This is a genomic window from Synechococcus sp. CCY9202, from assembly GCF_034931685.1.
In the GTDB taxonomy this organism is placed as follows: domain Bacteria; phylum Cyanobacteriota; class Cyanobacteriia; order PCC-6307; family Cyanobiaceae; genus CBW1002.
This window is the reverse complement of record NZ_JAYGID010000013.1, coordinates 1-12,236: the sequence shown is the minus strand read 5'-3', so window position 1 is coordinate 12,236 and position 12,236 is coordinate 1. Positions and strand designations below refer to the sequence as shown.

Sequence of the window (12,236 nt, the reverse complement as noted above, 5' to 3'; positions counted from 1 at the left end):
TTTTCGGTACATCTGCAGCGTTCAGCAGTTGTAGCAATCGTCAATTGCCCTGATCGAGCCCAGTTTATCGGGTCTCGGTCACTGAAACAAGTTGCGCCGCAGTCGATCTGACTTTTTCAGGAGTCCCGAATTAGGGCGCGCCGGGCTTAACGTGACACTCGCTGCATCAGAGACAAAGCTGGAGGCCAATCCTCCGGACGAACAGAGTGATGGATCGGGTGAATAGGAAACGGATGGAGAGGATGCGAAGCTTGGAGCCTTTGTCTGTGTAGTTGTGAGATTATAGGGGCCTGACTCCATTCTCCATATTGTCGCATAGTTGCGAATCCAAGCAAGGTCTTCGGCAATGACTGACTCTATTTGACTGCGATCACTTGATCTCCGTGCTGTGCTGAGCTGCGATGAAAATGTAGTCGATATGGCTGCCATCGTTAGGCCTGCTATCGCTACAGCAAGAAGCACCTCCAGCAGATTAAAGCCACTGCTCTGACCTTGTTTGGACTGAACAGAGAGCGCTGGATAGCGACAAGATGGTAGGCGGAAGTTCAACACTTAACCTCCTCCGTATCCACGATAGAAGTTGAGAGAGGATGGAATGGAGCCTGGATCCACTGTGTCATTAGCACCACCGGGCAGAGCTGAACCAAAGATCGTTCCCAGGCCCGCTCCTCCATCCACAGGTGCCCCCCAGGCCTGGTTTTCGCTACCTGGCCCAGTAAATTTGCACATCCACATGATGCCAAAGTTATTGGCATTATTGCCACCACCGCCGCCATTGCCAAACTCAACATTGGCTTTGGGGAACCATGAAAATGCGCCCTGAAAAAACGAGCCAGAACCCTCGATCCTAATGTCTTGGCCTCCACAAGATGATCCTGAATTACTGCCGTAGACTCTCAATCGACTCCAGTTAGAGCTTGGGATTTTGGCTCCGATCAAACCTCCTTGTTGAATTTGAATGTCTCCCTTGACAAAAATATTAATCGGGTAGTGAGTGGTGTCAATTGTCAAGTCTTTGTTCTTGGCAACAGTGATCGTATTAAGTAGGCAAATAATACTAGTTGGACTCGATGAAGGGGCAAGTTTGCACTCTGATCGCAGGTTTGCATTCACGTCGGAGATGCTTCCTGGTACGGATCCTGTGTATGGATAATTGGAAACGGTATCCGTAAGGTTTTGAGTGACGGCACTGCCATTGGGATCTCGACCGGTAGGGTCTCCGAGTGAAGTGGGTGTTGGGAATACAGGCATCGTGATACTCGATAAATCCACAACTGCCGTTGCCGACGGAGTCGTTGTAAGACAGCCCGCTGATTCAGTGCAAGCAATAGGAACATCTGTGGCTGAATTTACATTTGTAGAAGGGGATGATGCCTGTACAAAATCGCCATCCGCTTTGTTCAGTCGAGATCCAGGCCCGGTCAGCAGCAGGGGAAAGTCTCCAAGGTTGGAAGCGCTGCCAACAGGTCCGATGACATGCACACGTCTGGTCAACTCATAATTGGAAACTTCCGTGCCAGAGGGCCTCTGCAAGGAACCTCGCACAGTGATGGAGGCGGATCCTCCGAAGAGATTGCCAAACATCGTACAAGACGCATCTGCTGAAGACCCTGGCGGAAACTGTGGTGGAACAAAATTGGTGAGCTGGTACTTGGCGGTAGAGATTGTGGAGAGAGACTTAATTCCCACAAGGCTGGAAGTACCTGGAGTTCCACTGATATCAATATTGCAGGCTGCAAGGTTGGCTGTCGTCACCGAGACCCAGTTCGGTGGACTGGCAGAGGAATTCCAGTTCGTGACCCATAGGTAGCCGAAGGCATCTGAGTTCAGCTTGCCGATAATCTCATTCATTCCATATTCCGCTGCTTCCTTGGCGGTGGCCGCATCACTCTGACGGATTGAACTGAGCTGTGATTCGGAATTGCGTGCCGCCAAGGCAACGATACCGAGGACTGCAATCAGTGCCGTGAGGATCACGTAAGGCAGAACAACACCACTGGACCTGATCTTTCTCAATTGACCAATTGACCATAGGCGTGAGCGTGTGTTGCAGCTCTTGGCTGGGATGTGGCTTGGCGCTGGGGGCTTCATATCTTCCATTGCTTCCAAGTTCAGCCTAGCTGTCACTGAACGGATGAGTAGACATCGCCACTGGCCGAAACAAGCTCTCTGGTCAGTGCCCGGTTGAATGATGATGGCTTACTTTGCCAGTCTTAGAAAGCCACGACGCCGGCAGGCATTCCTGCCGCCGCTCTGATCATCGGACTGGTCAGCAGGGTCATGCTGATGACAAAGGCAAAGAAAGATGGCTGCTCAGCGGGATTGATCGTAGAAATGGTCAGGGTTGCAAGAGCTGTAAAGTGTGATTGCTTCCGGAATCAAGGGAAGGCCGTTCCGCATCGGAGGGGGGATGAGGGCCTCGAGTCGCGCGACGCTGAGGTTGTAATCTTTTTCGGCTTGGATATAGGCGTCGTTATCAAGTCTTCCGTGCTTGGATGCCGTAATCAGGATGCTTTGCCTTTTTTGCCGCTCTCGTTCAGCAGCCTGAACGTCGCCTTGATGCAGGCGACAATAAAGATAGCGATCTTCTGCTGAGGAGGGCGTTGTGCTGGGGACAGGATTGGTGTCGGCGCCAGTGTCTTTTTCGGCGGCAAGCTGTCGCAGGTCTTCCAGGCGGCCGTCAATCGTGGTCATGCACTGCTGCATCGCCTGCACGCGACCCCTCGGGGCGTAGTTGGCCTGCACCTCCTCGATGCAGGCGCGCCGGCCTGCATCAGAGGCCGGCGAAAAACGCGGCTCGGTTGTTGTGCAACCAATCGTGAACCCTGCAATCATCACCAGTAGTGGAAGGTGAATACGCCGCCAGGCCACGGTTTGCACGTCAGTAACAGATGCCTGAGGTGGCATCGCAGCTGCGAGCCGTGGTGCGGGCCTCACTGCTGGCCGAATAGGTGATGCCGCCGCTTCCGGTGCGGCTGTTCATGGTGAGGACATACGACATGTTGGTAGCGTTCGCAATCGTGACCTGCATCGTGGCTCGTTCCACCAGCATGCCATTGATCACGGTATTGAATGTCAACGAACCATCCTCTGCGATGTCCGGTCCGCAGCGCCAGAGATCGCCATTGATATTGTAGTAATAAATTGTACCTGTACCTCCAGCTGGATTGGGAACTGTGATGGCGAGGTAAGGGTTGGAGACGGAAGAACACTCTCCGCTGCCGTTCGCCAAGCTCACGCTCAAGCCTTCCCTTACTTCCGTATCGACAAAGTAACTGACGCGACCCCAATGATCACGTAAGCGTTGAATCGCCTCCTGGCTGGAATTGGAGCGAATATCACTGGTGAGCACACGAGCCGCTGCTGCCAGAATCACCGCACCGATGGCTGCCGCCACCAGCAGTTCCACGAGCGTGAGGCCAAACGGTCGAGCCAGTCTGCGGAGGTGAGGCTGGGCGAAGAATGGATTCATCAGAATGCTCCTGGGTAGGTGCAATTGCCACTCGCAGAGGTGTCGTTGGTGCCGATTCGCACCACCCCAAGTGGTGAGCTGAGCTGGACACAGCGCATCGGTGGTTCACCATTGAGAGCAATCGTGATCTCCAGATCGTTCTGGTTGTCATTTGCCAATCCACGTGTCGTGCCACGTGGCGTAAAGGTGAACGTGGCGGGATCAGCGCTGATCGCATACACATCATTGCCGGCATTGGAAAGGATGCGTAGTGGTTGCTGGCTCATGCAGGTGTTGGGCACCGTGACGGCTGCCGTGGTGACCGGTGCTGCAGAAGCGATCACTGAACCGGCGGTGGCCTGGGTGGCGGTCTGGATCGTCACACGACAGCCGGTGCCCTTCAGCGCCGAGCGTCGCACCGCCTCAAGCCAGCCATTCAATTCCAGCGCCACCGCATTCACCCTGCTTCGTCTCCACTCATTCATCCCGAATCCATTCATCACCACTGCCGAGAGGATGCCCAGTACCGCAACGGTGATCAGCAGCTCCGAGAGAGTGAAGCCAACGGCAACCAGTCTGCGGCCATGATCACGACGTTCCATGGCTCAGATGCGCGGACACCAGGCCACAGTGGCGGGGCTGAGGGTCATCTGGCGCATCATTTCGTTGGTCTGGAGATTGGTATACGTCACCGTATACCGGTGAGCGCCGCCCTGCGTGGTGGCATCCACTGCGATGGTTCGCTGCAATTCGGAGGGAATGGGAGCGGCCAGATTGGCTTCAATCAGAGTCTTGAGTGGAGTGACCAGATCAAGGTTGTTGCGATATCGGCATCGGTCTTGGATGGCCTCAAGGGCTGTTTCGGCCGCATCTGCCACCCCATCATGGTTGCTGTCAGGTTGCGAGAGGCTGGGCACTGGATCGGGAAAGAAATCGTTGCGGCCCATGTCACCCGTGCCGGCAAGAATCTCGCAGGTGCCGCTCGCGCAGGTGTAGCGATCATTGTAGCGCTGGATCAGGGCAAGATCAGCATCAATGGCGGCTTCCTGTTGATAACGCTGGCCTGTGCGGAAGCTGTTCATACTGCTGGTCACGGAGATGGTCACTGCGCCCACGAGGGTGATGAGCAGGATCACGCTGGAGATCAGCAGCTCAACTAGGTTGAAGCCATCGTTGCCGCGGCGGTTGTTCGCAGCCGCTGCCAAGCGAGTTCGAAGCAACAGGCTGGCCATTAAAAGAACTGAAGTGACTTGGTTGCGCGGGTCACATAGTCGACCATCGGAAACTCCTGGGTGGGGGCTGTTCCACCCATGCCCATCAAATCAAGAACCTGTGAGATGCCAGAGCCAGGGATGATGAAGGTGATGTTGCCATTAGAGCCGAGTTGATCGACCCACATCACACCTTCAAAACTGCCATTGCCCCCAATGGTGACGTCGCCATTGGGGAAATAGGCAAACAGCTTCAAGGCCGCAGCGCTGCCATTGCCGATGCTCACCAGCTGGTGCGGGCTGCAGGTCCGTGTGCTGGATGGCTGGCAGCCGAAGAAGGTCAAATCGGTGATATCGGAGGGAACGCTGCCGGTATTGCTGGAATTGATATGAATAAAGCCACCGTTGTTGCGCATGTCAATCGTTTTGGTGCTGCCGCTCTGGCTGTTGGGGAAGTAGAGGCGGATCGGCCCACCGCGCGTATCCACGGAAAGGGTGCGGTTGTTTTGACCGAAATCAAGGGTGTTGATGCTGCAGGTGGTGACCGGTGGGGTAGCCGTATCACGCATGCACACACTGCGAAAGTTGGCCGGCCAACTGGACAGCGCTACCCCTGTATCGAGCAAGAGGTTGCCGCCACTATTGGGTAACCCATTATCATCGAGATCTAGATTGCAGAGTGCCGTGTTCTGATCCAGGCAGATTGTGATCGGTGGCGTGGGAATGCGTGGCATCTTCGCATCCACCACTTTCACGCCTGTGCCCAGATTCTGGTTCACACTCACGCTGCAGGTGCTGGAGGCAATGCAATACACAAAGGGGATCTGGTCTCCGTCGCCTGTGATGATGCTGGCGGAGCTGCCCAGGATGGTGATCTCTCCGGTGTCGTTTTCCGCCGCGCCACCCACGATGCCGATACCGATCGTGGGGCAGGGTCTGGTATCCACACCGAAGGCGCCGCCATAGCCTCCCAGGGAGCCCCAGCAGCATTTCGGCACCACTTCAAAGGTGCGCCTCAGGGTGGTGGTGGCAATCAGGGTGTTGTTGCGATAGGCCATGCCGCGCACCGTGATCGTGAGCTCACCGGCGCGAGCCGGGAATTCAGCGGTACCGGTTCCATCCGGGTCGTATCCGGTGGTGACTTTGAAACTCTCGGTGCCATTCGCATCGGAATCATTGCGGCTGCTGGGGCTGCCAGGTTCCATCTCGCTGGAAGCCGCTGGTTGGCTGATACTCACCAGCTGGAAGCGGCGATCTGCATCAATGGTCTGTTGTGCTTTGGGATCGGTCCCGGCAGGAAACGCACCATTGAGCAGTGGCAGAGCGGTGGTGCAGAACGATCCGGTGATCGCTTCGTTGGTGGAATTCTCGATGTAGGTGCGGCTCTGGGTGTCCAGCACCGAGGCATTCACCAGCAGTCTGCGGTTTCGCTCCCGGTTCAGCTCACTCACGATCCGCGTCATCCCGATCTCGGCCGCCTCCCTGGCTTCGCGGCTCTGGGCCTGCCAGGCGGCACCCATCCAGCCGAAGCTGATGCGGCCCATGGTCGCCACTCCCGTGAGCAGCACCCCGAGGGAGAGCAGGAAGACGATCACAAGCGAGAAGCCCTGTTCGGAGGTGGGCGACCCTGGTTGCTGCCGGTTCATGGAACTCACCCGACCCCTTCCGCCTCTTCACCCTAGATCCGCTGCTGCACGCGCACCACGACTGGCTGGCTAGTCAACGCCAGCACAAAGCGCCTCAGGCAAGTTTACTCCCGAGGCTGGTTGATGCGATCAGTTGATGCGATCAAGATTCATCACTTTGTCCCAGGCTGCAATGAAATCCGCCACGAACTTCTCGGCGCCATCGTTCTGCGCATAGACCTCCGCGATCGCCCGCAGCTGAGAGTTGGAGCCGAAGACCAGGTCCACCCGGGTGCCGGTCCAGCGCAGCTCGCCGCTGTGGCGGTCGCGGCCTTCGAAGGTTTGGGCATCACCGGCCTTGGCGGTTTCGGCGATGGGTGTCCAGACCGTGCCCATGTCGAGCAGGTTCACGAAGAAGTCGTTGCTGAGGGTGCCGAGCCGCTGGGTGAACACGCCGTGGGGTGAGCCGCCAGTGTTGGCCCCCAGCACCCGCAGGCCACCCACCAGCACCGTGAGCTCCGGAGCGCTGAGGGTGAGCAACTGGGTCCGGTCGATCAGCAACTCCTCGGCCCGCATTGCGATGGCGCGCTTCTGGTAATTGCGGAAGCCATCGGCCTGGGGCTCCAGGGGCTCGAAGGAGGCGGCATCGGTCTGCTCCTGGGAGGCATCGGCCCGGCCCGGCCTGAAGGGCACGGAAACTTCATGGCCGCCGGCCCGGGCAGCCTGCTCCACGGCGGCGCAACCCGCGAGCACGATCAGATCCGCCAGGGAGATACGGGTGCCAGGGGCTGGCGTGGCGCTCTGGGCTGCGATCTGCCTGGCGTTGAACTGCTGCTGGATGCCTTCGAGCACCGCCAGCACCCTGGCCAGCTGCTCGGGCTGGTTCGCCTCCCAGCTGTTCTGGGGTGCCAGGCGGATCCGGGCGCCGTTGGCGCCACCGCGCTTGTCGGAGCCGCGGTAGGTGGAGGCCGAAGCCCAGGCGGTGGCCACCAGTTCCGGCACCGACAGCCCCGAGGCCAGCACCTGATCCTTCAGCTCGGCGATGGCGGCTGCATCGATCAGGGGATGATCCACGGCCGGAATCGGGTCCTGCCAGATCAGGTCTTCGGCGGGAACTTCGGGGCCGAGGTAGAGCGCCTTGGGCCCCATGTCGCGGTGGGTGAGCTTGAACCAGGCGCGGCCGAAGGCGTCGGCGAAGGCCTGCTGATCCTGGTGAAAGCGGCGGGCGATCGGTTCGTAGATCGGATCGAAGCGGAGCGACAGATCGGCGGTGGTCATCATCGGCCGGTGCCGCTTGCTGGGGTCGTGAGCGTCGGGGATCAGGTGTTCCTCGCGCACATCTTTGGCCCGCCACTGCCAGGCACCGGCCGGGCTTTTCTCCAGCTCCCACTCGTAGCCGAACAGCATCTCGAAATAGCCCCGGTCCCAGGTGGTGGGGTTGGGCTTCCAGGCGCCCTCGATGCCGCTGGTGGTGGCATCGGCGCCCTTGCCGCTGCCGAAGTGGTTGTTCCAGCCCAGCCCCTGCTCCTCGAGGCTGGCCCCTTCCGGGGCGGGCCCCATCAGCTCCGGACTGCCGGCGCCGTGGGCCTTGCCGAAGGTGTGACCGCCGGCCACCAGGGCCACGGTTTCCTCGTCGTTCATCGCCATGCGGGCGAAGGTTTCGCGCACATCCCGGCCGGAGCCCACCGGATCGGGTTCGCCATTGGGGCCTTCGGGGTTCACATAGATCAGCCCCATCTGCACGGCAGCCAGGGGGTTCTCCAGCTCGCGCTCGCCGCTGTAGCGCTCATCGCCCAGCCAGGTGGTTTCGCGGCCCCAGTAGATGTCGTCTTCCGGTTGCCAGATATCGACGCGGCCGCCGCCGAAGCCGAAGGTGGGAAAGCCCATCGATTCGAGGGCACAGTTGCCCGTGAGGATGATCAGATCAGCCCAGGAGATGCGGTTGCCGTATTTCTGTTTGATCGGCCAGAGCAGACGGCGAGCCTTGTCGAGGTTGCCGTTATCGGGCCAGCTGTTGATCGGCGCGAAGCGCTGGTTGCCGGTGCAGGCGCCACCGCGGCCGTCGGCGGTGCGGTAGGTGCCGGCGCTGTGCCAGGCCATGCGGATGAACAGACCGCCGTAGTGGCCCCAGTCGGCCGGCCACCAGTCTTGCGAATCGGTCATCAGGGCATGCAGATCGCGCTTGAGGGCAGCGAAATCCAGCTGGCTGAAGGCCTCGGGGTAGTCGAACGCTTCGCCCAGAGGGTTGGAGGCCGGGCTGTGCTGGTGCAGGATCCCCAGGTTGAGCTGCTGCGGCCACCAGGCCTGGTTCGCGGACCCTCCGGCTGCGGCGGTGGTCGTTGCGCGCCCCGCAAACGGGCACTGGCCAAGCTCAGTCATCGCGGTGCGGCAGCGGGCAGACGACGTCCATGGGGTGGAGTCGTTCCCCTCAACCGTATGCACCCCGGGCTGGAGGGTCAGGCGCCCATCACATTCCGTAGTGGCTCTGGATCAAGTTGAGGCCCTGGATCGAGCCTGACCACGACATTGCCCCGCTTGCGCCCAGTGTCGACATAGCGATGCGCCGCCACCATCTGCTCGAACGGATAGCAGCGATCCATCACGGGCCGGTAGGCCCCCGTCTCCGCCAGATCTGCCAGGGTTGCCACGTCTTCAGGGCGCACAGTGGCGGGCCCGGCGATCACCCGCCGGCCCGAGATCAGCGATTGCCAGCCGCTCAGCAGCATGGCGGGCAGATCCGCCACCAGCAGCAGCAGACGCCCGCCAGGCTTGAGCGAGCGCCGGCAACGTTTGAATGGAGCCGTGCCGACGGCGTCCATGATCACGTCGTAGCGGTTGCCGTTCTGGGTGAAGTCTTGCTGGGTGTAGTCGATCACGTGCGTGGCACCGAGCGAGCGCACCAGATCCAGGTTGGCGGTGCTGCACACCCCCGTCACCTCGGCGCCGATGTGCCTGGCCAGCTGCACGGCTGCGGTGCCAACGGAGCCAGACGCACCATTGATCAGCACCCGCTCGCCCGGCTGGAGTTTCGCCCGGCGAAGGAAATCCAGCGCCGTGGTGCCGCCGAAGCAGAGGGCAGCGGCCTCCTCGAAGGAGAGGGTGCTGGGTTTCGCTGCCACAGCACCATCTTCCGGTAAGCAGCGGTACTCCGCATGGCAGCCCAGGGCGGTATCGCTGAAGCCAACCACGGGGTCGCCAACTTTGAAGAGGCTCACCTCCCCGCCCACGGCTTCCACGACCCCAGCCAGTTCGGTGCCCAGGATCGGTTGTCGGGGACGCCGGATGCCTGCCACCAAGCGGATGATCAGGCCAAAGCCAGCCGGCACCTCAAGGCTGCGCATTCTCCAGTCGCCTGAGCTCACGGTTGTGGCATGGATCCGGATCAGGATTTCATTGGGCTTGGGGGTGGGTTTGTCGACTTCCTGGAGGTGGAGGACTTCGGGTGGGCCGTAGTGGTTGTAGGTGAAGGCTTTCATGGGTGGCGTGATTGCGAATCGAATGCAGGTGTTTCACCGTGCGAGGTCTGCGATCTTTGGGGGGCTTGATTGTGATTAAGCAGTATCATTCAGGCAATGGCGTGCTCGGCCCGGGCATCCTGCTGGCCCGCAGGGATTTAGAGAAAGCTGAACAGCGATCAGCCGACTCCATCCCATCTGGGGTGAGTATCTTCACCCACAGCCGCCTGCTGACAGAATTGCAGCTGCTCTGGGTACAGGCCTTGCTCTCGACAGTAGGTACTGAATTCGGTGGCATTCATGCCAGCGGTAGTGAGTACCTCCGTGACTTGTCGGTGGCCCCCCAGCTCTCAGGACCCTTCTCTGATCCCGGCACCCTGTCTGACGGACGCAAAACGTCGCATCTTGGCAACAGGATGGCCCTCAGGTCAATGGGTGGTCAGGGAGCCATCAGGCTTCTGAATTGGTGTGCGACCCGAGGGCCAAGGCGTGGTGGAGACTCAACTGGAACCAGAAACAAACGTAGGCCAAGCCACGCCTGATCAATCGCTGCAGAAAGCCCTTGGAAACTTAAGGAATGGTGAGCCATTGCCACAAAAGCGCTAAACATGCCCTTAGAGGATGGTCGTGTGGAGTCGATGTTTTAAGTGACTTCCCACTAGGAGCAATCCCTCGCTAAGTCCAAATCGATTCCGCGGCAAGGCATCCACGTCATGATTACTTCAGGCTTAATGCCGTTTGCTTCAGATTTGACATATTTGGCATGAAGCCCAAAGGCACCTATGCTGACAGCAGTCATTTTTGAGCCATGAACGCCAAATCAAAGCTCGCCTTGCTTCGCACCCTCAGCAAAGAGCGAAAAGGCCTTGCCAAGGGTTTCACCTTGGTGGAACTGATGATTGTGGTGGCCGTGATCGGCATTCTTTCTGCCGTTGCATTGCCTCAATACCTACAAGCCCGGAATGCAGCTATAGCCGGATCTGCAATCGGTGAGGCTATTGGCATAGCCAAGGAGTGCGCAACGTTTGCAGCATCTGACATTGGCGCAGCACCCACTTTGGCGGCGGGTGCTTCTGTTGTGGCGACCACTGCTTGCACTGTTGATGGTGGTGTATACACGGCAACATGGCCGGCAGGTGTTGTTGGTGTCCGATGCTTAAATCAAATATCTACTGCTGCAAATACTACGGCAACAGTTACTATTGCTGCCAATGGGGCAATGTCTTGCGTGATTAGTTAGTGGTGGTTAACGGGTTGCCGAAGGCTTTGCATAAAGTCATTTAAAATCCCTTGCCATCACTAGGGAGAATTCATTTCCATTTTATGCATTTGCTGCGCTCATCAACTGCGGGGAGCTATTCCCCGCTTTTCTTGAGTAAATGCATTCTTGGGGTGCTCGAATGATCGCCAGTCAGTAAATATGGTTAAATCGCCTTGGTTTAGGAAATATTTGTATAAGTCAGTGGGTTAAGAGTACTTTTGGAGCTAGCGGCAATGATTCGCATACCTTCAGAACAAGAAATCTGTTCTCAACCGACTGGCTGACTCGGTTTTGCGAGAATCCTCTTGATCTCTTCTTGATAAAGATTATGCATACGAGCGGTATGGAATGCAGTCAGCAAATAGATGAATTTCTTGATTCTGTGCAGGATCTTGGAGCTCCAACAACTATTTAAACCTAGCAGTGAAGAGCTGGAGTTCCTGGTAAGTGACCGGAGCTTCTTTGAGGACTTTATCGGTCGAGGCGCTCCAGCGGCAGGGCCACGATGCGAGCGCTGGTCTCGGCATTGAGGCTGCCGTAGCGGCGATTCAACAGCCGCAGAATCACACTGGCTTCGCCGATGGTTTGACCGCGGGCTTGGCTGCGGGCTTCACCGAGACCAAAGATCTCTTGGTAGACGCGGCTCTGGCTGAAATCCTCAAGGTTGAAGCCGCTCATGGCACAAATCTCCAGAATGCTGAGTCCACTCAGGCGTGCTGTAACGATCGAGGGGATCAGCTCGGCTTCTTCCAGTCTGCCGCTCACCCACTCCCGCAGGCTCGATCGCCTGTAGTAGCTGGAGCTCCGGAGCTATCAGCAGGGCGACCAGCTTGACGGGCACACACTTAAAATAGGCCCTGAGGCCTGGGCCGCGAAAGCCTCGATCCAGCACTCTCCATCATCCGAGAATCCTGAACTGACAAAGGTGCCTGTTTGATCCGCCTCTGAAGTGGACAGAACTGACCCTACGCTGATCCAATCGTTGGAGGTTTCCGTGGCCATTGCGGTGCCCGTGTTGTTGCAACCGGCACCTCTGCGGCTTGCGGCTGGATGTCCTTGGCCCTGGCCTGAACCCGGAACGGCTCCGAGCAGCGTTGCAGGCGCTCGGCCGCGTCCCTTTGCGTGGTGTAAATCCCGAGGCCCGATTGCCCTGGACTGAGGGAGAACAGGGGTGAATGACGGGCTGTCATTCTCGAGGCGCATGTGCACCTCGTTGTTTCACGATGAATCCAG

Annotated in this window: 11 protein-coding genes; 1 reads left to right on the top strand and 10 read right to left on the bottom strand. The window is 58.5% G+C overall.

What is annotated here, in order from left to right:
* Window positions 1-78 precede the first annotated feature (78 nt).
* The 9 genes from VB777_RS17350 to VB777_RS01875 form a co-directional block, all read right to left on the bottom strand.
* A complete protein-coding gene (locus VB777_RS17350) occupies window positions 79-552 on the bottom strand; it encodes a type II secretion system protein (RefSeq protein WP_416238294.1) in 474 nt (157 codons plus the stop codon).
* A complete protein-coding gene (locus VB777_RS01910; protein WP_323246728.1) occupies window positions 553-1,977 on the bottom strand; it encodes a hypothetical protein in 1,425 nt (474 codons plus the stop codon).
* Window positions 1,978-2,313: 336 nt separating this feature from the next.
* The gene (locus VB777_RS01905) at window positions 2,314-2,880 is read right to left on the bottom strand and encodes a hypothetical protein (RefSeq protein ID WP_322757319.1); all 567 of its coding nucleotides are present in this window, start codon (window positions 2,878-2,880) and stop codon (window positions 2,314-2,316) included.
* A gap of 1 nt (window position 2,881) precedes the next feature.
* Complete coding sequence (locus VB777_RS01900) at window positions 2,882-3,472, bottom strand: prepilin-type N-terminal cleavage/methylation domain-containing protein (protein ID WP_322757318.1); 591 nt, start codon at window positions 3,470-3,472, stop codon at window positions 2,882-2,884.
* Window positions 3,472-4,053 carry a prepilin-type N-terminal cleavage/methylation domain-containing protein gene (locus VB777_RS01895; RefSeq protein ID WP_323246726.1) on the bottom strand — a complete coding sequence of 194 codons (582 nt, stop codon included), beginning with the start codon at window positions 4,051-4,053 and terminating at the stop codon, window positions 3,472-3,474. Before VB777_RS01895 ends, VB777_RS01900 begins: the two co-directional genes overlap by 1 nt.
* A 3-nt stretch (window positions 4,054-4,056) precedes the next feature.
* Window positions 4,057-4,683: a prepilin-type N-terminal cleavage/methylation domain-containing protein gene (locus VB777_RS01890; RefSeq protein ID WP_323246724.1), complete on the bottom strand. Its 627-nt coding sequence runs from the start codon at window positions 4,681-4,683 to the stop codon at window positions 4,057-4,059.
* Complete coding sequence (locus tag VB777_RS01885; protein ID WP_323246722.1) at window positions 4,683-6,317, bottom strand: hypothetical protein; 1,635 nt, start codon at window positions 6,315-6,317, stop codon at window positions 4,683-4,685. The genes VB777_RS01890 and VB777_RS01885 overlap by 1 nt, the downstream gene beginning before the upstream one ends.
* Window positions 6,318-6,437: 120 nt before the next feature.
* Window positions 6,438-8,666 carry a catalase/peroxidase HPI gene (gene katG, locus VB777_RS01880; protein ID WP_323246720.1) on the bottom strand — a complete coding sequence of 743 codons (2,229 nt, stop codon included), beginning with the start codon at window positions 8,664-8,666 and terminating at the stop codon, window positions 6,438-6,440.
* Between the two features lie 77 nt (window positions 8,667-8,743).
* Window positions 8,744-9,763 carry an NAD(P)-dependent alcohol dehydrogenase gene (locus tag VB777_RS01875; RefSeq protein WP_323246718.1) on the bottom strand — a complete coding sequence of 340 codons (1,020 nt, stop codon included), beginning with the start codon at window positions 9,761-9,763 and terminating at the stop codon, window positions 8,744-8,746.
* Between the two features lie 787 nt (window positions 9,764-10,550).
* Between VB777_RS01875 and VB777_RS01870 the strand changes: the two genes are divergently transcribed.
* Complete coding sequence (locus VB777_RS01870; RefSeq protein WP_323246716.1) at window positions 10,551-10,982, top strand: prepilin-type N-terminal cleavage/methylation domain-containing protein; 432 nt, start codon at window positions 10,551-10,553, stop codon at window positions 10,980-10,982.
* A gap of 492 nt (window positions 10,983-11,474) precedes the next feature.
* Here VB777_RS01870 and VB777_RS01865 read toward each other — a convergent pair whose 3' ends face one another.
* Window positions 11,475-11,681 (bottom strand): DUF4351 domain-containing protein, encoded by a 207-nt coding sequence (locus VB777_RS01865; RefSeq protein WP_323246714.1) that lies wholly within the window; start codon window positions 11,679-11,681, stop codon window positions 11,475-11,477.
* Between the last annotated feature and the right edge of the window lie 555 nt (window positions 11,682-12,236).